Source organism: Lentihominibacter sp. (assembly GCF_046951855.1).
GTDB lineage: Bacteria > Bacillota > Clostridia > Peptostreptococcales > Anaerovoracaceae > Lentihominibacter > Lentihominibacter hominis.
The window spans coordinates 64117-84502 of the sequence record NZ_JBKTXS010000005.1 but is presented as its reverse complement, the minus strand read 5'-3'; the positions used below and the strand labels follow the sequence as shown (position 1 = coordinate 84502).

Annotated in this window: 22 protein-coding genes; 2 read left to right on the top strand and 20 right to left on the bottom strand. The window is 40.2% G+C overall.

Going from position 1 to position 20386, the window contains the following annotated elements:
- The 12 genes from ACLR96_RS02610 to ACLR96_RS02555 all read right to left on the bottom strand — a co-directional run.
- Window positions 1-472 (bottom strand): ABC transporter ATP-binding protein (locus tag ACLR96_RS02610; RefSeq protein WP_412265106.1); only part of this gene is annotated, 472 nt, incomplete at its 3' end.
- Between the two features lie 5 nt (window positions 473-477).
- Window positions 478-1872 carry an ABC transporter substrate-binding protein gene (locus ACLR96_RS02605; protein WP_177267959.1) on the bottom strand — a complete coding sequence of 465 codons (1395 nt, stop codon included), beginning with the start codon at window positions 1870-1872 and terminating at the stop codon, window positions 478-480.
- Complete coding sequence (locus tag ACLR96_RS02600; protein WP_177267961.1) at window positions 1872-2885, bottom strand: iron chelate uptake ABC transporter family permease subunit; 1014 nt, start codon at window positions 2883-2885, stop codon at window positions 1872-1874. The genes ACLR96_RS02605 and ACLR96_RS02600 overlap by 1 nt, the downstream gene beginning before the upstream one ends.
- Before the next feature lie 12 nt (window positions 2886-2897).
- Window positions 2898-5117 carry a hypothetical protein gene (locus ACLR96_RS02595; RefSeq protein ID WP_177267963.1) on the bottom strand — a complete coding sequence of 740 codons (2220 nt, stop codon included), beginning with the start codon at window positions 5115-5117 and terminating at the stop codon, window positions 2898-2900.
- Window positions 5086-6003 carry an ATP-binding cassette domain-containing protein gene (locus ACLR96_RS02590; protein ID WP_177267965.1) on the bottom strand — a complete coding sequence of 306 codons (918 nt, stop codon included), beginning with the start codon at window positions 6001-6003 and terminating at the stop codon, window positions 5086-5088. Before ACLR96_RS02590 ends, ACLR96_RS02595 begins: the two co-directional genes overlap by 32 nt.
- A gap of 2 nt (window positions 6004-6005) precedes the next feature.
- Entirely contained in the window at window positions 6006-7226 is a 1221-nt protein-coding gene (locus ACLR96_RS02585; protein WP_177267967.1) for a hypothetical protein, read from the bottom strand.
- A 20-nt stretch (window positions 7227-7246) separates the two neighbouring features.
- The gene (locus ACLR96_RS02580; protein ID WP_177267969.1) at window positions 7247-8059 is read right to left on the bottom strand and encodes a hypothetical protein; all 813 of its coding nucleotides are present in this window, start codon (window positions 8057-8059) and stop codon (window positions 7247-7249) included.
- 576 nt (window positions 8060-8635) lie between these two features.
- Window positions 8636-8911 (bottom strand): hypothetical protein, encoded by a 276-nt coding sequence (locus tag ACLR96_RS02575; protein WP_177267971.1) that lies wholly within the window; start codon window positions 8909-8911, stop codon window positions 8636-8638.
- Between the two features lie 60 nt (window positions 8912-8971).
- The gene (locus ACLR96_RS02570) at window positions 8972-9127 is read right to left on the bottom strand and encodes a hypothetical protein (protein WP_177267973.1); all 156 of its coding nucleotides are present in this window, start codon (window positions 9125-9127) and stop codon (window positions 8972-8974) included.
- Window positions 9128-9229: 102 nt separating this feature from the next.
- Window positions 9230-10039 (bottom strand): delta-lactam-biosynthetic de-N-acetylase, encoded by an 810-nt coding sequence (pdaA, locus tag ACLR96_RS02565; protein ID WP_177267975.1) that lies wholly within the window; start codon window positions 10037-10039, stop codon window positions 9230-9232.
- A gap of 61 nt (window positions 10040-10100) precedes the next feature.
- Entirely contained in the window at window positions 10101-12632 is a 2532-nt protein-coding gene (locus ACLR96_RS02560; protein WP_177267977.1) for a heavy metal translocating P-type ATPase, read from the bottom strand.
- Between the two features lie 13 nt (window positions 12633-12645).
- On the bottom strand, window positions 12646-12948 hold the full coding sequence (locus ACLR96_RS02555) for a metal-sensing transcriptional repressor (protein ID WP_177267979.1): 303 nt from the start codon (window positions 12946-12948) through the stop codon (window positions 12646-12648).
- A 147-nt stretch (window positions 12949-13095) separates the two neighbouring features.
- Here ACLR96_RS02555 and ACLR96_RS02550 point away from each other — a divergent pair, with 147 nt between their 5' ends.
- Window positions 13096-14133 (top strand): putative sulfate exporter family transporter, encoded by a 1038-nt coding sequence (locus ACLR96_RS02550; protein WP_177267981.1) that lies wholly within the window; start codon window positions 13096-13098, stop codon window positions 14131-14133.
- A gap of 6 nt (window positions 14134-14139) precedes the next feature.
- On the opposite strand, the gene ACLR96_RS02545 is transcribed toward ACLR96_RS02550, so the two are convergent.
- From ACLR96_RS02545 to ACLR96_RS02525, 5 genes are all read right to left on the bottom strand, one after another.
- Window positions 14140-14895 carry an exodeoxyribonuclease III gene (locus ACLR96_RS02545; RefSeq protein WP_177267983.1) on the bottom strand — a complete coding sequence of 252 codons (756 nt, stop codon included), beginning with the start codon at window positions 14893-14895 and terminating at the stop codon, window positions 14140-14142.
- Between the two features lie 35 nt (window positions 14896-14930).
- Window positions 14931-15863, bottom strand: coding sequence for a SufB/SufD family protein (locus ACLR96_RS02540; protein ID WP_412265105.1), 933 nt, complete (start codon window positions 15861-15863; stop codon window positions 14931-14933).
- Window positions 15864-15869: 6 nt separating this feature from the next.
- Complete coding sequence (locus tag ACLR96_RS02535; RefSeq protein ID WP_177267985.1) at window positions 15870-16604, bottom strand: ABC transporter ATP-binding protein; 735 nt, start codon at window positions 16602-16604, stop codon at window positions 15870-15872.
- 67 nt (window positions 16605-16671) lie between these two features.
- On the bottom strand, window positions 16672-17391 hold the full coding sequence (gene pgeF / locus ACLR96_RS02530; protein ID WP_177267987.1) for a peptidoglycan editing factor PgeF: 720 nt from the start codon (window positions 17389-17391) through the stop codon (window positions 16672-16674).
- A 28-nt stretch (window positions 17392-17419) separates the two neighbouring features.
- Entirely contained in the window at window positions 17420-17881 is a 462-nt protein-coding gene (locus tag ACLR96_RS02525) for a low molecular weight protein-tyrosine-phosphatase (protein WP_177267989.1), read from the bottom strand.
- Window positions 17882-18035: 154 nt separating this feature from the next.
- On the opposite strand from ACLR96_RS02525, the gene ACLR96_RS02520 reads away from it, so the two are divergent.
- A complete protein-coding gene (locus ACLR96_RS02520; protein ID WP_177267991.1) occupies window positions 18036-18575 on the top strand; it encodes a flavin reductase in 540 nt (179 codons plus the stop codon).
- On the opposite strand, the gene ACLR96_RS02515 is transcribed toward ACLR96_RS02520, so the two are convergent.
- From ACLR96_RS02515 to ACLR96_RS02505, 3 genes are all read right to left on the bottom strand, one after another.
- Entirely contained in the window at window positions 18562-18726 is a 165-nt protein-coding gene (locus ACLR96_RS02515) for a hypothetical protein (RefSeq protein ID WP_177267994.1), read from the bottom strand. The two genes, ACLR96_RS02520 and ACLR96_RS02515, sit on opposite strands and share 14 nt — an antisense overlap.
- A gap of 101 nt (window positions 18727-18827) precedes the next feature.
- Window positions 18828-19268 (bottom strand): hypothetical protein, encoded by a 441-nt coding sequence (locus ACLR96_RS02510; RefSeq protein ID WP_177268011.1) that lies wholly within the window; start codon window positions 19266-19268, stop codon window positions 18828-18830.
- Window position 19269: 1 nt separating this feature from the next.
- Window positions 19270-20001: a helix-turn-helix domain-containing protein gene (locus ACLR96_RS02505; protein WP_177268013.1), complete on the bottom strand. Its 732-nt coding sequence runs from the start codon at window positions 19999-20001 to the stop codon at window positions 19270-19272.
- Window positions 20002-20386 lie beyond the last annotated feature (385 nt).

The following is a 20386-nucleotide window of genomic DNA, read 5'->3' as shown; positions in this document are numbered from 1 at the left end:
GTGTAAGAGCTCTGGCTATGAGCGCCAGCTGCCTTTCTCCCCCGCTGATTTCTGTGTAAAGTTCATCTTTCAAATGAAAAATACCCATACGTTCCAGCATCCGGCAGGCGATTTTTTGATCCTCTTTTCCCGGTGAGCCAAACGGCGAGATATGAGCACCCCTCCCCATCAGCACCACATCATATACAGAATAAGCAAAGGGAGGGGTATGATATTGTGGTACATATGATATATATTTTGCAAGCTGATTACTTGAAATATCCTGCATATCACTGCCATCTACAAATATGCTGCCTCCTAAAAGAGGAATAAAGCCCAGTATCGTCCTGTACATAGTAGTTTTCCCCGCTCCGTTGGCTCCTAAAAAGCACATCAGCTTTCCCGGCTCCAAAGCAAAAGAAATATTTTCAATCACAACTTTTTTCTTCTGTTTTCCTGTATATCCAAATACAGCTTCTTTTATCTCCAGCATTTTTATCAAGGATTCTCCCTGTTCAATATTTTTTCAGCATCTTCTCTTGTAAGAGAGTAATCAAAAAACTTTTCGTAAAAAATCATTATTTCCTCTTCCATATCCAGATCTTCAAATTCGTCAGGATGTAAAATCTTTGCCATATTCATGATTAACAGGATCTTTTGTATCCCCATATCCCAGTAAAATACCCCTGATGGGCTCGCATAAACCTGCTGATTTTTTACGGCGTTCAAAGATTTGTACACAGATTTGCTCTGTATTTCCTTTTTAAGTTCTTCTGCAGTCTTTCCGTCATTCATCCCTCCATGATCAATGAATATAATATCAGGGTTCCATGCCATAAGCTGCTCGTAATCTATCTGAGTTCTGTTTCCCGCATTCAGTTCGCAAGACACAGGATTGCCTCCGGCGCTTTCTATAACCTGTATTATATCCGAATGTTTTCCATAAGTTGTAAGTATGTCTACTCCTGCATAATAAACATCCGGTCTTTCTTTCTCATCTATTTTATCTATCCGTTCTTTTATCCAGCTAAGTTTTTCATCAAAATATCTGCAATACTCCTCTGCACGTTCTTCCGCATCTTTTCCCAGTGTAGCGGCATAATTTCTTACTTGATTCTTAACTCCCTCAAGAGTCTCTTCCGTCTCTGCGGACAAAACCGCAACACCTGCTTTTTTCAGCTGAGTAAGCTCATTTTCTCTGGGAAATGTATAGACAATCTCCGGTTCATATTTCATAAGCTCCTCAAAATTTACAGACGTATGAACATTATTCAAAACAGGAATTTTATTAATTCTGGAAAATACTTTTTCTGCCCACGGAAAGTCAGCAGTCTGAACATCAGCCCGTACAACAATCTTATCTTCAGCGCCTAACATAGTCAGAAGTTCATAAGAAGGCCCATATACGGCAGCCAGGCGCTGGGGATTCTTCGGAAATTCAACCTCTGCCTCCTGCTGTTTCCCTGATATTACAGGAACATCTCTGCCGGATACTGTACCCGTAAGTGTTATCCCTTCAGGAGCAGACAGCATTCCTATACTATCTACAGTGCCGGCTTCCTTTTCTCTGAGAACAACTGTGTTCCCCTCGCATGACACGACTTCCCAGAGATCATCTGCACGTTCTACTACGTCTCCTATAGCTTCTGTAACTTCTTCAGAATCTGCTCCCGCATATAAATGTACCGGCTGATCCACACAGTTTCCGCAGCTGTTGCTTTCAAGATCCTTATACACATTTATGCTATAATCAAGAACAGTAACGATACCTGCTTCTGCCGAATCTCCGCTGGCCGTAACTTTATACTCCACTTTTTGCTGGCCGCATGATGACAGTATTGCTGCAACAGCTGCCATCAGACCGATACACCATATAAAACATTTCTTTTTCATTACAAAAACCCTTTCCTGCCTCTTGCCAGCAACACTACAAACACCGGAGCCCCCACAATGGCGGTCAATATTCCTATTGGAAGTTCCTGAGGAAACGCACACCTTGCCACATCATCTACCAGAAGAAGAAATATAGCGCCAAGAATCGCGCTGCACGGCAGCATATGCTTATAATCCGACCCTACCATCAGGCGAGCGAAATGAGGCACTATCAGACCTATCCATCCTATCATTCCTCCTACTGCCACACAGGCGGCAGTCATAAATGTAGCGCACAGAATTATGATTCCCTGATATTTTTTAACCGGCACCCCCATAGCTCTCGCCTCGTCTGCCCCGAAAGACAGCAGATTAATCCTCCACCTCAGCATCATGAGTATTGCTGTGCCTAAAATAATAGGAATCAAAAGAAACAGCATGTCTGACAATGTGACATATGTAAGTCCTCCCATAAGCCAAAATGCTATGGAAGGCATAGTATCAAAAGGATCCGCAACATATTTAATAATTGATATAAACGCCTGAAAAAGCGAACTTACTACAATACCGCTCAACACCAGAAGAAGCCTGTTATTATCTGTATGTCCTCCCACCATACGACTTATCAGCCTCGTGACCATTACAGCTGTTATTCCTGAAAAAAACGCCGTCAGCTGTACTGCTAAAGTAGGCATGCCGCACAAGAATCCTAAAGCGGCTCCAAAACCGGCTCCTGCTGAAGCTCCCAGAAGATCGGGTGAAACCATAGGATTCCTGAAAATACCTTGATAGCCGGCTCCCGATACTGATAATCCACATCCTATCAATATAGCTGCTGCTATTCTTGGAAGCCTTGATTGAAACAACACAGTTTCATGTCCTGAAACACTTAAACTACTTCCGTCTATTTTCGATCCCACAATCTCTACGATATCTTGTAATGATATGGAGAAACGTCCTGCCATCACCGACAGCATGACAAGCACCGCCAATATAATGCTGAGAAAAAACATAATATTTTTTCTTTTTTTCATTTTCGTCTCTCCTTATTTTCGAACGAAATCCGGTACATAAATCTCCGGAAGGAACATATATCTGTATCCATCTTGGCCATCCAGTTTCACTGCAGCCAAATATCCTCCCCTGCTCATATAATAACCGTTTCTCAAACCGGCAGTCACTTCCTGTATCTTGTCAGGATCATCTATCACATACTTGTTGCCGAAATCCTTTTGTATCATGAAGTCATCTGAGCTGTCAGCAAAATATGACATAAAGTACATTCCCATTGGATAATCCGGTATATTTATCCCTATATAAGGATTCATACGCTGAAGTGTAATTGATTCTATCTTCTGTTCTCCTTTCACATATTGAAGCAATTCATTTTCCTCAAGCCATTTAAGCGTATTTTTATATCGGCTGGTCAAATATAAAAATGTATTATCAAGATGGTAAGCAAAATATTTACTGTCATCCTCTCCTGTCTGGGAAAACATTAAAACTGCTTCTGTACTTTCCTCCGGAAAATACCTTTCATCAAGAGTCATCTGACTTATATCTTCGCCTATGGCTTTTAAAAGCTGTCTTCTCATATCTTCACCCAATGTCAGCTCATATGTTTCCGAAAGATATGGATCCGTTATATATATTGTCCCCACATCATAGGCTTGCTTTGTCAATACTTTCACGCTACCGGAATCGGAAACTTCAAACAGGCCTTTCTGTCCGCTTTTCACTTCAGAAAGATTCTCAATCTCCAGCATACTTTCAAGCTGACCGTAAGAAGCTCTGTCATAATACCACGTACGCTCTGTTCCATCTTCTTCGATATATGAAAATGATATGTCATAAGGAATGACTACTTCCTCCGGATTATCAGAACCCTTCATCGGCTTTCTCCCTGACTGCTGAAACATCATATGAAGATCCTTAGTTTTATTTATAGACTCAATGTCTTCAAGCTTCAGATGACTGACTACATAATATCCGTGTCCTGTACTGCTTCCCGTTGCCTCCTCATAAAGACACGACGGATCTCCTGTATAATTCACCTTGACTTGTGCTACTTCAGATTTTTTTATAAACCTCTCCGTCCCTCCAAAAAAGCCTGTGGAAAAAACCACACATATTACTGCTATGACTGATGCCTGCAGCAAAGCAGATATAAACTGACTTCGTTTTTTTACGCTTCCAAAAATCCCCGCTTTTTTCCAAAACATATGAGTGGCAGCAAAAGCAGCCAGTCCCGCCGCTACCGAAAGCCACACGCTTGAATCGAACAAATAAGAAAATACAAAAGAAAATACAATAAATCCTGTAAATGCCGCTGTCATTTCCGCCATCAATCTATTGTTACCTGTGATACCTGAATTTTCTGCTTTCCAACACCTAAGCAACCACCATGCAGCTGCAGTCATTATTATAAGTGCCGCAAACCACCCTGCTATGACAATCCATGAAACATCCTCCGGAACATCTGTAGAAAGCGGCCTCATAAACTGAGAATGTGACGCAAGATCGTTTTTAAAAAACAATATAGGATTGAGAAACGAAAACTTTTCAAGCAGAGATTCTCTTATCTGTTCTGCCCCTGAATAAGTCGTCACTCCCCATGCATTACCCCAGTAAAGTTTTTTCATCAACATATTAAAGCCGAGACAGAGAACTGTAGGAGCCGACATCCCACATATCCAGTAAACCATCAACTCCATTAGGCTACCGGATATAAAACACATAATCACTGAAACGACACAACTGACAGAAGCCATAAGAAACAAACCCGCCCATAAAAATAAAGCATTTCTTATCAGCGCCTGATACATCCCCAAAGCGCTTACATTTAAGATTACAGACAGCAACATGGGTACAGCTGTCATAACTGCAAGCATTGAGAAAGCAACAGACATACGGTTGATGAATATTTGTGTACGAGTCATTCCCATTGAAAAGAAAATAGTTGTTTCTTTCTTATCCTGGACAAAACGAAATATACAGCTTCCAGTCATAAGTCCCATTATCACAGACACCGCCATAACAGCAGTGAAAATGTTTTCATTTATAAGTCTGAATTTCAACTGATCATGTGTTACTTCTATGTCAAATATAGAATCCCCCGGAAGTCCTGCTGTAAAAAAGGGAATCAATACCATGAAAACAGCCGTGCCCACAAGAAATATCCAGCCATTCTTTCCCAAAATAAACCCAATATCATGTCGTATTATATTCTTCTTTTCATTTGAAAATTTCTTTCCAATCAGCGTCACGTTCTTTCCTCTCTTTTAAGAAAAATTCCTCAAGCTGTATCGGCCGTATCTGTATATTTTCGGCTCCCACCTGTGAAAGGCTACGACAGGCTTCTTCCTCTGAGCCGTTGATTATACAATAATAACGATTTTTCCGATATTCCTCGTTAACACATTTTTTGATTTCCAAAAGCTCGTGTCTCACAGAAAGCAAACCGCTCATATCCTCTTTATAAATAAACTCGCAAGCTTGATAGTTTTCTCTCATATACTTCGTGGAACCATCAAATGCAAGTTTTCCATCACAAAGCATACCTATATGATCAGCCAAATCCTCCAGTTCTTTTAGATTGTGAGAAGATACAAGCATGGAAGCTTCCTCAATCTCAACATAATATCTGAACATTTCACATATCTGTCTTCGCATAGAATAATCAAGACCATCAAAAGCTTCATCGAGAAACAAGTACTCCGGTCTTGTCGAAAATGCAAGAATTAAACTGGCCTGTCTCTGCATTCCTTTTGAAAATCTGCTAATTTTCATAACCGGATCTACTCCGAACCATTCTACGAGTCCTTTAAAGGTTTCATCACTCCATTTGGGGTAATATCCGGAATAAAACTTTCTCATTTTATTCAGAGAAAACTGATGAAAAAATGCCGCTTCTTCTGTCATAAAAAAACATTTCTGTTTCATCTGAGGATTCTCATACACAGATCTGCCATTTATCCTTGCTGTCCCTGAATCCGCTCTGTATATGCCACTAAGAATCTTAAGCAGAGTAGTTTTTCCCACGCCGTTATATCCTATCAGTCCATAGATTTCTCCTTTTTTCACCTTGAGACTGACATCCGACAAAACTGTAAAATCCCCGAAATTTTTAGTAATACATTCCGCCTCTATCATTTTTAATCAATGTCCTTTTTCCTTTTACGTTCCACGATAATTACTGCAGCAATCACTGCCGCGACAACAGCAACTACCGCACCTATTATCCACGCATATGAATTCTTACTTTCTTTAACTTCCTCTTTGCCTACATTCCATTTCTCTGTAGACAGAATATATCGCGACTGCTCTCCATACATAGCGTCAGAAGTAACATATCCGTTTTCCACGGAAAGGCCGGATTCCATCATTTTCACTCCGTCATCAGAAGCAAAAGAATAAAGATACAGTTTATCTGAATCCTTAAACCAATCAGACACTCTTATAAAGGTACTGGCCTTTCCTGGCAAAGCGTCCTCATCTCCCCGTTTCAAATAAACCGAATCTTCCTCAGATCCATACTTACAGCCTTCAAAAGCTTTGCGGCTGAAATCAAGATTCAGGTCCATATCTCTTGCTTCATTCAGATCTGTACCGAGGAATTCCCATGTGTACAATACTGTATCTGACTCATCTTTCTTTTGAAAATCCACGTACTCTTTTTTGCCCATTATTTTTTCAAGATACTCTTTTCCCATCTTGCCATCAGAGATCTGAACAAAATTTATGGTACCACGGTCGCTTTTTACAGTCTCACCATTTTCCCTGGCTTTAGTACTTTCATCATTCTTATTCTTCTTATCTTTCTTATCTACAGATTTAGCTGAAACTTTTCCCTGTGAGCCTCCCCCTGATGAGGAAGTCCCTGACGTAGCCGTTTCCGATCTTCCACTTACTGTCACATTAATGCTTGTGGATGTACTCGAAAACTGCCGCAGAGAAGCTCTCACTGTTATCGTGGCAGAGCCGGGAGATATTCCATTTATATACAATACTCCTCCGCTGTAAGATGCGGTTGCCACACTTGTATTGCTGGAAGATACGCTGGCAGTAGGATAATATGTCTGATAAACTGTTCCGGCACATTTGCATTCGCCATTTGCATCAAGGCAATCTTTTTCACCGCATATTTGCGGACACTCTGCCATACCGCATCCCGGAAGCTGTCTACTTGAAGACGGTGAGAATGAAATACTCACTGACGCCGAACTGCCCTGTGTAACTGACACGCTTCCCCTTCCTGCATAAACATTTACACTCCCTCTCTGAAAATACGCAAAAGAATCCGCACATGTCATAACGCCTGTTATCGCCATTACCAGAGCTAACAACAGGCATCTTTTTGCTGTTTTTTTCATCATCTTCTCTCCTCCGATACTTTTTAATGAACCAGTTCGCCATTAATCTTTTTATATGTATAAATCTCTATATCGAGTTTCGCATCTGAACCTTTTTTTTCGGCAGTCACACGGTTTTTCTCGCATGAAAAACTATATTTGCTGTCATAATTATTACTCAGTGTCTCCGTTATATTCTCTGCAATATCATCTTCATTTTCCACAAGAAATTCATGCCCATGTACTGCTGCATATCCATCCAGCATCTCCAGCGGTCTGGTTTCAGATACCGGGATTAATTCGCCGTTTTCTGTGAGGCCTATCCATGCAATACTTCGTATACTCCAAAAGGAATCTACTGATTTCACCACCTTACCATTCCCTGATTCTGCTGTTGACAATGTTACTCCCGATGGAATCATAGCTTCTGCACTGAAATTCCATACAGCATATTTTTTATCATCGCTTCGTATTTCAGAAACAGATTTATCTTCTTTGACCGGCTGAATCCTAAGTATTCCCTCTGTTATAGCTCTTACCGAAATCTTAAATCTTGCCGTATTGTTTTCATCCCCCTTCTCCAACGTGTATTCATCATCCCCAATACGACGGTCTGCTATAGTTATCCTCAAACTATCGCATTTATCATCCGTTACCGCTATCTGACGGTCAAATATGAGATCTACTGTTACATATTGACTTTCTTCCGTACCTTCACTGTAAGAATCTACATTTATATTTTCAAGGCGTGGAGAATACTCGGCATCCGTTTTAGCAGTACCACAGGATGTGAAAGTCAGACAGGCTGTACATAAGATACTCAATATAATTAAAATATTAAAAAATTTTTTTATCATATCCGCATACTCCTCCGTCTCTGAAAAGGTACCATACTTTAAAAATCAGAAGACAGGATCATATTCCGATCTCCTGATCAATAAATATCATCTTATTATTTTATAAATTTTTTTCGCACAAATATTGTTACTCCACCTGCTGCCGGCATCATAATGCCTGTCCATATCATAATATTCGAATTATCGCCTGTAGATGCTGCACTGTCATCAAAATATGCATATGACAATAACAACAGATAACAAAAAATACAATTTGGCTTTACACGACATTCTCTTATAAAACATACTTAACTTCCTCATTCTCAACTCAACTTGTACAAGAGACGGACAAGGAATATGTTTCTACCCATAACAATGTTACACTAATTTTTCTCATACAGTTGTTGCCCCGGCAATCAGCGCAAGTTTTTTTGTTGCTTCCCAAACTTTTTGAACAGAACAGCAAAATTATAAATAAATAAAACCAAATATATAATGTCAAAAATTATAAAACGGAGCATATGCTCTGACATATGCTCCGTCAATTGATATTTGCGCGTGTTCAATAAAGACACGCTGCTTTATCCATAGCGATCACTATCTGCATCCACAGCCACATCCGCAATTACAGCTTGCAGATGAAGGGCAGCATCTGTCAGATGTCCACGCAGTTCCTGTATTCGAATTCGAACATCCGCAGCCACATCCGCAGCCACAATCATAATCATCCTCACATCCGCAGCCGCAGCCACAGTCAGGGATTATAGACTCACATCCGCAGCCACAACCACAGTAATTAGGTCTAGTAAATTCACAATTTTCACATGTTATATTAAATGCCGGACGGCCGGCACACCAATTACAATTTGCCATAAAAAAAATCTCCTTTCATATGCATGATTTATAATATGAAAAGAGACTCCATTTCGTTACTTATTTATTATTATCTTCAGCCGAATCATTTGCATCATCGGCCTGTTTCGCCTTTTTAGCCATCTGTATAAATCTGTCTGACTGTATCTTATTGATCTTAAATATAACTGTAGCTATTACAGCAACAATTATTCCCAACAGTATCAATAATGGCATTGCCTTCTCCTCCCTGCAAATCAAAATATATTTCTTAATATGTATTTTACAATAATATACATGAAATTAACAGCAATTTGTTAATGCAGAAAGTCAAAATCTCTATTTCAGTTCTTCGGTAGATTTAAATTCATATCCCATTTCCTCCCATTTTGTTAAAAGCTCATCCAGTATCTCACTATTTGTTTTGGATGTGCTGTGCAGCAAAACTATTGCTCCGGGATGAAGTCTTGGTATAAGTTTATCAAAAGCTTCTTCTTTAGTAGGCTGATCAGACTCATACCAATCTACGTACGCAAGGCTCCAAAATATAGTTTTATATCCCATTTCTTCAGCCATCTTAAGGTTAGATTCACTGTATTTTCCCTGAGGAGGACGGTAATACTTTTTCATTTTTTCTCCCGTGACTTCCTCATACTTTTCTTCAAGCTGATTAAGCTCTTTTTCGAATTGCTCTTTTGTAGATATTGCAGACATATCGGGATGTGTATATGTGTGATTGCCGACTAAATGTCCTTCTTTTACCATTCTTTTAACAAGATCCGGACTCGTTTCTATATAATTCCCCACCAGAAAAAAAGTAGCTTTTACATTATGTTTTTTCAATACGTCCAATATTTTTCCCGTATATCCATTCTCATATCCTGCATCAAAGGTGAGATAAAGAACTTTCTTATCTGTCTTTTCCGCATAAAAAGCATTATACTCAGCCAAATACTCAGCAGTAGCATTAGCTACCGGAGCTTCCCCTTCCTGCTGAAAACTCAGTCCCCAATTTCCGTCAGCAACAGTATTTACAGATTTCTCCTTTGCCACGTTTACACCGGCAAAAAGAGCCGCGGCGAATACCCCTGCCGCGGCTACAGTACCAAGCATTTTAAGAATACCTCTTTTTCTCACCATAATAATCATATAATATCACCACCTGAGATATTATATTTACAGTGTCTGAAAAAAATAACAACTAAAGAAATTATTCTATGGAAGTCACTTTATAATCCTTATCTTCCACGGCTTTCTTAAGCACATTATCAGACAACGGAGATGCCATATCAACGACAGCTGTTCCTTTCTCATGGCTTACCTGCGCACTCTTTACACCATCCAACTCTTCAAGAGTCTTTTTCACTGTCGCCTCGCAGTGCTGGCACATCATTCCTTCAATTCTAATAGTTTTTTCCATTGTTATTTCCTCCTCTTTTACTTGTTTATATTTATTTTTCCTCTTATGGTCATGTTTTGTATTGCGTATATTGAACAGATTTAATGTCAGTGCATTAGTTACGACACAGAAACTTGACAAACTCATAGCTGCTGCTGCAAACATAGGATTCAGCTGCCAGCCCAGAAGATGTATCCATACTCCTGCTGCTAAAGGAATGCCGATTACATTGTATATAAAGGCCCAAAATAGATTCTGATGTATATTCCTTAAAGTCAGTCTACTGAGTCTTATGGCTGTAGGCACATCCATAAGACTGCTGTTCATCAGTACCACGTCAGCTGCATCTATAGCCACATCTGTACCCGCACCTATAGCTATACCCATATTAGCTCTTGTGAGCGCAGGAGCATCATTAATCCCGTCTCCCACCATAGCTGTCTTTCCTTCTTCCTGAAGGCCGCGTATCGCTTCTTCTTTGCCTTCAGGAAGTACTCCGGCTATCACCTGATCCACTCCGGCCTGCTTTCCTATAGCTTTAGCCGTCTGCTCATTGTCGCCTGTTATCATCACGACTTTTATCCCCATATTCTGAAGCTGTTTTACAGCTTTATGACTGTCTTCTTTTATTACATCGGCAACAGCTATCATACCTAAAACATCACCGTCTTTTCCGAAAAACAACGGAGTCTTTCCTTCACGAGCAAGTCTGTCGGCTTTATTTCTCAAATCATCAGATACTCCCATGCTGCTCTGTGCAAAGCTGAGACTTCCGCCCACAATCAAAGCGCCATTCATTCGGGCAGACAGTCCGTTTCCGGGCATAATCTTAAACTCCGATACCTCTTCTGCCTTTACACCCTTTTCCTCTGCCATCTCAACCACCGCTTTAGCAAGAGGATGTTCACTCTTTATCTCAAGCGAATAAGCATAATGCAAAAGACTTTCTTCCGTTACAGACGAAGATACTACTATATCAGTAACCCTCGGTTCACCCTTTGTAATGGTCCCCGTCTTATCCAAAGCTACTATCTGCATTTTTCCCGTTTCTTCAAGGGAAACTGCAGTTTTAAAAAGAATACCGTTTTTAGCCCCTATTCCGTTTCCTACCATTATAGCTACCGGTGTAGCAAGTCCTAATGCACACGGACAACTTATCACCAACACAGATATACCTCTGGCTAAAGCAAAACCTATAGTCTGCCCTGCTATAAGCCAGCCTATTACAGTAACCGCAGCAATAGCTATGACAGCCGGAACAAATACTCCTGAAACTTTATCTGCTACTTTAGCTATAGGCGCTTTCGTAGCAACTGCTTCACTTACCATTTTTATTATCTGTGACAGAGTCGTATCTTCTCCAACTCTCGTAGCCTCACATTTGAGAAAGCCTGACTGATTTATAGTAGCAGCTGAAACTGTATCCTCCGGCCCTTTATCTACAGGAATACTCTCCCCTGTAAGAGCCGACTCATTTACTGCACTGATACCGTCCTTTACAACTCCGTCCACAGGAATATTCTCTCCGGGACGAACCACAAATATATCGCCCTTCTTTACCTGCTGCACGGGTACCTGCATTTCTATTCCATCTTTAAGAATAACCGCACTTTTTGGCGCCAATTTCATGAGACCTTTCAAAGCATCAGTCGTCTTCCCCTTTGACCTTGCTTCCAACATCTTTCCCACTGTTATTAGAGCTAAAATCATGGCTGCTGACTCAAAGTAAAATTCATGCATATATTTCATTACTGAATCCATATCCGCATCTATCTGAGCGCCGGTCATAGCAAACAGCGCATATGTGCTATACACAAAGGCTGCCCCCGATCCTAAAGCCACGAGAGTGTCCATATTTGGAGATCTGTGCCATAAACTTTTAAATCCGCTTATAAAAAACTTCTGATTTATAACCATGATAACTGCAGACAATATGAGTTGCAAAATACCCATAGCCTCATGATTTCCTTCCAGAAATCCTGGCAGAGGCCATCCCCACATCATGGCTCCCATGGAAAAGTACATGAGTACAGCCAGTACTGATACTGATGCTATAAGCCTTTTCTTAAGAGCCGGCGTTTCCGTATCTTTGAGCATATTATTTTCATATGAATCTGCTGTCGCATCATTTATAGCGTCAGAAGATCCTTTCTCCGCAGCTTCATATCCTGCCCTCTCAACTGCCGATATTATTTCATCGGGAGAAGCCGTGCCTTCTACACCCATAGAATTAGTCAAAAGACTTACAGAACAGCTCTCGACGCCCGGAACTTTGCTCACCGCCTTTTCAACTCTGCTGCTGCAGGCAGCGCAGCTCATCCCTGTAACATTATATTGTTTCAATATGATCTCCTCCTCATTTCATCAACTTCTGCAAAGTATCAACGAGTTCGTCTATAGTATCATCCTTACCCGCTCTTATATCATCTGCCACACACGTTTTTATGTGACTTGCCAGTAATTCCTTGTTAAAAGAGTTCAGCGCTGCATTGACCGCCGCCACCTGTATCAATATATCCGTACAGTACGAATCTTCCTCTACCATTTTTTTAATGCCCCTTATCTGCCCCTCTATTCTGCTCAGACGGTTGATAAGTTTCTTATATTCCTGAGGTGACCTTTCCTTTGTCTTATGACAGCAATTTTTCTCATTATCCATCAGTACCGATTCTCCTTTGTCCTCTATTGTTATGTTTATATAGTATACCCCCGTACGGTATATGTCAATACTTTTTTATTTATAAACCTGCTTTACAAAATCTCTGAAATGTTTTAATATTTTCTGTGGAACAAAGGAGATTATTACATGAAAAATAAATTTTTTGAAAAAGAAACATTAATCGGTATTATATTCTGCTTTATAACAGCTATACCTGCGTGGCTTTTGGGAATGAAATTTCCCATAATCGGCGGACCGGTCTTCGGTATATTGATAGGCATGATAATAGCCTTTTTCAGAAGACCCGAAAAGCTGGAAAAGGGCATAAAATTCACATCAAAATATATACTTCAGTACTCTATAATACTTCTGGGCTTTGAGATGAATCTGTTTAACGTTATAAAGGTAGGCGGCCAGTCTCTTCTCGTAATGCTGTTTACTCTCACATCTTCGTTTATAACAGCTTATATTATGGGAAGACTTCTTAAAACCGATGGAGATATAACCACTTTAATCGGTGTCGGCACTTCCATATGCGGAGGTTCTGCCATCGCTGCAACAGCTCCTGTTATCAGAGCTAAAGACGAGGATGTAGCCCAAGCTATTTCCACAATATTCCTTTTCAATATAATTGCTGTATTCATCTTCCCTGCTCTGGGCCATCTTTTGGATCTCAGTGATACCGGCTTCGGAATGTGGGCCGGCACCGCCATAAACGATACAAGCTCTGTAGTAGCTGCCGGAGCTTCATGGAGCAGCGCCGCAGGCAATAATACAGCCCTCGCTTTTGCTACTATAGTAAAGCTCACCAGAACACTTATGATTGTGCCTATCACACTTGTTCTGGCAGTATATACCACTCATAAGATTTCTCGCTCCAAGACAGAGGAAACTGCAAGTGATGACAATAATTTCAGCTTCATCAAAGTTTTCCCTTGGTTTGTTCTCGGTTTCGTACTGACTGCTATACTCAATACATTCCTGCCTATTGCCGCATCAGTATCCGAGACACTTGTTGCTGTAGGAAAGTTCATGATTATTATGGCCATGACGGCGATAGGAATAAACACCAACCTAAAAAAGCTTCTGACCAATGGTCTGAAGCCTATGATTTTAGGATTATGCTGCTGGTTTGTCGTAGCTGTAATCTCGCTGCTGGTACAGCATTTTATCGGTATGGTGTAGAGAATATCATATTTCTATCTCAAGCAATACAGGGCAGTGATCGCTGCCGTAAACATCGGTGAGGATTTCTGCTTTTTTCAGTTTATCATCCAGAGACTTTGACGTAAGAAAATAGTCAATACGCCATCCCGCATTATTCTTTCTGGCATTGAAACGATAGCTCCACCATGAATATATGCCTTCTTTATCGGGGTAAAAATATCTGAAAGTGTCCGTGAATCCAGCTTCCTGAAGCTGAGTCATTTTGCCGCGTTCTTCATCCGAGAATCCGGCATTTTTTCTGTTGGTTTTCGGATTCTTAAGATCGATCTCCTTATGTGCCACATTAAAATCTCCGCACGCGATAACAGGCTTAAACTCCTCAAGTTTTTTCAAATACGCCAGAAAATCGTCTTCCCATTTCATTCTGTAGTCAAGTCTTTTAAGTCCATCCTGTGAATTGGGAACATACACATTAACAAGATAAAAGCCATCATATTCGGCTGTTATGACTCTCCCCTCGCGATCGTGTTCATCTATTCCAATGCCGTATGATACGGATATGGGTTCTTCCTTAGAAAACACCGCTGTTCCTGAATATCCCTTCCTTTCCGCTGAACACCAGTACTGATGATAATTTTTCAGCGGTACTTCTGCCTGTCCCTCCTGCATTTTAGTCTCCTGAACACAAAGTATATCTGCATCCTGATTGTGGGCAAATTCAAGAAATCCCTTGCCCATAACCGCTCTTATCCCGTTTACATTCCAAGAAATCAGTTTCATTATGCCTCCCCTGCGGATATAACTCCGCTTGTAAATTAATTGAGAAACGCTTCTATAATAACGTTCTCTGCTTCTTCAGCCTTCATTCCCATAGTCCTCAGCTTTATAAGCTGTTCATCGTTTATTCTTCCTATAGCAGCCTCGTGTATTATGGCCGCATCAAGATGCTTGGCGTTTATCTCAGGGATGGAACGCACCTGAGCCTTGTCCATGATTATGGAGTCACACTGAATATGTGCGTTGCACTTGGAGTTGCCCACAGCAGCAGGATGGAATATCTGACCGGAGTTTTCTTTAGCGACCGATCTGGAAATTATCTGCGCAGAACTCCCTTCTCCATTAAGCCTTACCTCCATATTGGATTCAGCCATTTGATTGCCGTGAGTCATAAGCTTCTCCATTACGAAAATCTTTGAATTCTTACCCAGCTCCACATGAGTCTCCCTCTTGGTAGAATCGACACCCCTTATCTGGGAAGTATCCAAGGTAAAAACACTGTCATCATCTATGAATATTTCTGTTACGGGATTCAGTATTCTCGCTCCCTCTCCGTCACCGGCCCCGTAATGATTCTCCCTATATGTGACATTGGCTCCTTTGCCTACGAAAAAGGAGTGTACGCCGTCGTGCTGACTGTCAGCATGCCCATCATTATGTATACCACAGCCTGCTATAATCACTACCTTCGCCCCGTCGGCAATATGAAAATCATTATACACCTTATCAGTAAATCCTGAAGCATCGAGAACCACAGGAATATGAACCTCTTCACCGTTCGTCTCCGAGTCAATGTAAATATCTATACCCGGTTTATCCTTTTTTTTGACGATTTTTATATGCTCACTGTCACCATGACATAGAGCCATACCGTTATGCCTCAGATTAAAAGCTCCTTCCTGCTTAAATCCGGCTTCATCTATATATTTAAGTATCGCCTGCGTTACTTTATCAAGTTCTGCCACTTCCATATCCTCCTACATATCTTCCAGTCTCTTTAAATATGAACAGCATGACGGCCCCTGTTTCATAAGCTGCGGCAATATATCTTCTCTTTTTCCTATCCCTGCAACTTTGCCATCCTCTATGACCATTACTCTGTCAGCCATTTGCATAATTCTCTCTTGATGAGAGATCAATATAAGGCTCTGCTCTTTATCCTTCTTTATTTCCTCAAACTGCTGTATAAGCATAGAAAAACTCCACAGATCTATCCCCGCTTCCGGTTCATCAAATATACAAAGTTTATGAGGTTTAGCAAGAACTGTAGCAATTTCCAGTCTTTTCATCTCGCCGCCTGAAAGAGTATTGTCAACTTCTCTTTTGACATATTCCTGAGCACAAAGTCCCACTCTGCTCAAAAGTGAGCAGCATTCAGCCTCACTCTTATGTTCTCCCGCAGCAAGGGAAATAAGCTTGTCCACAGTCATCCCCTTAAATCGGGGCGGCTGCTGGAATGCAAATCCAATCCCTGCTTCAGCTCTTTCATCTATGTCATAATTTGTTATATCAGTACCATCTAAGATAACTTTTCCCGAGTCAGCTTTTTCTATACCCATAAGAACCTTCGCCAAGGTTGACTTGCCTCCTCCGTTAGGTCCTGTTATCACAAGCATTTCTCCGCTTCTCACATCAAAACTTATATCAGACAATATATTTCTATCCGTCCCTTTTTCGCTGACAGAAAAAGATAGGTTTTTTACTTTAAGCATTTGAAGTTCCTTCCTTATTAATTTTGTATACATAAATTATTATAATCCTTCAAGAAAAAAATAGCAATCATATCATGCAAAGCCCAGCGCCCATTCTTTTATCCGTGCCTCCCTCTCTTCTGTAAGAGCAGAAAAGACGGGGCTCACAGCACGTACAGTGGCTACTCTGCTGTATGTTTTCAGGCTTTATTCCGATATTCTCAAGCTGCCTTCGGTTTACGCTTTTAAGGTCTATATAGTATTTCGTCTCTCCGCTGTCATTAACCTTTTTATCTGCCAGTTCTTCCGTAAAAAATGATTTTTTGCTGAATATATCATACACCTCTTTTCCTATCTCAAAGCAGCACTTACTTATTCCGGGCCCTATATATACGTGTATATCTGATTTTTCACATCCAAAAACCGCTGTCATCTTTTCTGCCGCTTTAGAAGCAATAGACGCCGCAGAGCCCCTCCATCCAGCATGAACAAGACCTATAACACCTTTTTCCGGATCAAAAAAATAGACAGGCAGACAGTCTGCATGCACCGTCGTCAAAAGTACATTCTTTAAATCAGTTATCAGACCATCTGTATCCGGAATCCTTATTGGCCCCTCCGGACGTCGGCTCACTACAGCTATATGGTCTTCATGTATCTGCTTGGGCCACACAACAGCTGCATCCTTAAGGCCAACCTCAGCAAAAACATCCTCTCTGCTATACGGATATCCTTCCGATGCACCCCTCTGTGTAGAAAAAAATCCCACAACATCATCAAACTGTGGAAAAACCTCTATATATTTCATGTCTATAGTATTCCTTTCACCTGATATTTTACTTAACCGCTTCCTTTAGATGATCCAAAAGCGCCGCACACCCTTGCCTCACATCATCATAAGTATCATCAAAATTACCTGTATACCACGGATCAGCAATACTTTCATCTCTTTCGCAAAAATCCAAAAGTTTCCTTATTTTGCCTTCAGGATCACCGCCCGTTATTCTCATGATATTTTTGATATTGGCATCATCCATACCGATTATGTAATCAAACTCATCATAATCTTTTTTCATCATCTGCCGAGCACATCGCTTCGTAAAGCTTATCCCGTGCTCTGTAAGCTTACGCTTAGTTCTCGGATCTGTATCACTGCCTATCTCCTCTCTGCTCGTTGCTGCCGATTCTATGTGAAAGTCATGAGAAATCCCGGCCTTATCTACCATATCCTTTAAAACGAATTCCGCCATAGTACTTCGGCAAATATTGCCGTGGCAGATGAATAATATTTTTATCATATCTCAATCTCCTTAAATATTTTGTGTTATGATTTTCGTATATAAATCAACCTCTGCTTCACTTATATTAAGGCTCTTTTCGGATCATATTCTTGTAATATATTCTTTCCGGTTATATAATTAGCCCATCAAATCAATAAGGAGGTAATTATCAATGAAAAAAGAAATAAATGCACTGGACTATGCATCCGAAATAACAAATCAGCTGAGCAAAGGTATATTACTTACAACAAAAGCCGACGGAAAAGTAAACTCTATGACTATAGGATGGGGCATGATCGGAATCGAATGGGGAAAGCCTGTATTTGTAGCACTTGTACGAACGGGACGTTTTACAAAAGAACAGCTGGATAAAAACCCTTTTTTTACACTGAACATACCATGGGGAAACACGGACAGAAAAGCTATAGGGTTATGCGGTACAATATCCGGACGAAATACAAATAAAATAAACGAAGCCGGTCTAACCATAGAAACTGCTGAGAATATCGACGTTCCTGCCATAAAAGAATATCCTCTTACTTTAGAATGCAAAATCATATACAAGCAAGCTCAAGATCCATCGGAGATCCCACCTGAAGATGCCGCCAGATTTTATCCTCAAAATGTAGATTCTTCAAACACAGGAGCTAATAAAGATTATCACATATTATATCATGCCGAAATCGTAAAATCATATATTATTCAAGAGTAAAAATTACCGGAAGCAGTGCCTGATCCATATCACTGCTTCCGGCTATATTTCTTGTTTCATACCACACAATACTCACATATGATACTGACACCGCCCGGTTTCCCACTTTTGCAGCTCTGTTTCCTCCATTTCCCTTAGATAATGACTTCATCAGCATAAATTCATTTGACTTCAAATTATAACGGTCAATGCCTCTCTCATCTATCTATGCTTTATATTATATATGCTGTTTTGCGGCATGTAAAGTTTATATCATTTATCAGTTAAAAAGTCATTCAGATAGCCGGCTGTATCCTCTGAGATTTTAAAATTCATCTCTGAGTCAGCTATTTTAACTGATATATACGGAAGATCCTTATAACACGAAAATGAAAAAAACTCATACAATCTTTCATCGGCTTCTGCCTGCAGTATTTTTTCTGTTTTTTCCTGCAAAAAAGTAAAGTTTCCGGATTCTTGAGCATTTTCAGGCAGCTGACTGAGTTCCCAATCTTCTATTCTTAAATTATTTACAAATTTTTTTATTTCACCACTGTCGGAAATGTTATCTGAAAAAACAGAGTCTGCTGACTTTATACTTATCTGCTGCTCCTTATCTGCACTGTATAAAGAAATGTTGTGCACATTTTCCCGTGAATTACATCCACAAAGACACAGAATACACAAAAAAAACAAAATCAAAAATTTTTTCATCTTAAAGTTCCTCCTGACCTTTTTCATTCATTATAAGCAGACGATAAGACTTGATGACTCCCCAGACAGATACACATAAGTATACTCCTGCTCCGGCTAATATCACTCCCGAAGCAAAAATAACATCATCTGAGATGTATTTATCAATTACCGACATAAGAGGAAAAACCAGAACCCCCGCAGCAATAAAGGCCATGCCTGTTAGGATCAACATCTGCATGAATTTATCCTTCCTATCAAATTCAACAAGCAACTTTTCTCTGACTTCCTGATCAAAATAAAGCGTTTTTTTATTCAACTCCCTATATCGATCGCCGGATATTTTTGCAGAAATAAAAAGCACTGCCCCTACTATAACAAATGTCATAAATATTATCATATTGCTTTCGAAAGAAATAAATGCTAAAGAAAAAGATGCAGTCAATATGCCCGCTGCTGCTCCTATCTTTCGGTATTTTAATTTTTGAAATGATAAAAAACCATTTACATCTTTCATACTTACATATATACCATTCTTTTCTTGCCACACGCTGCTATTATTTTCTCCCAACAGATAATCTATAGTCACATTAAAAAGTTTACTCATTTTTATCAATTTCTCTGTTTCAGGATATCCGCTATTTCTCTCCCACTTACTTACTGCCTGCCTAGACACACCTAATCGGTATGACAGCTCTTCCTGTGAAAGTCCTGATTGTTTTCTCAGGCTCTGAATTTTTTCTCCAAAAGTCATTCCATTATATCTCCTTTTTTCATTTGTATAATATAACAATATCATTTAAACAGATAAAATTCCAGCAAGATATGGTTGCAATTTCGACACTTCAAGTAGCAACATCTCTACAGCCGCATGCTCGCCTTATTACTTAACCTTGTAAAAAATTTCATACTTTAAATCAAAAATGCCGGCTCTTTTGGAAACCGGCATTTTTATAATATTCTTATTTATTACTGGGCTAAGAAACCTGCATCTCTAAGACTTTCAAGAAGTTCATTGACTTTGTTCACTACATCTGTGAGCGATGCACTGGATGACAAATCAGTAACAGCTGCTGCCGGTGCCGGCACTGCTCCCGTCGGTCCGGTCGGACCTGTTGGGCCTGTCGGACCTGTCGCCC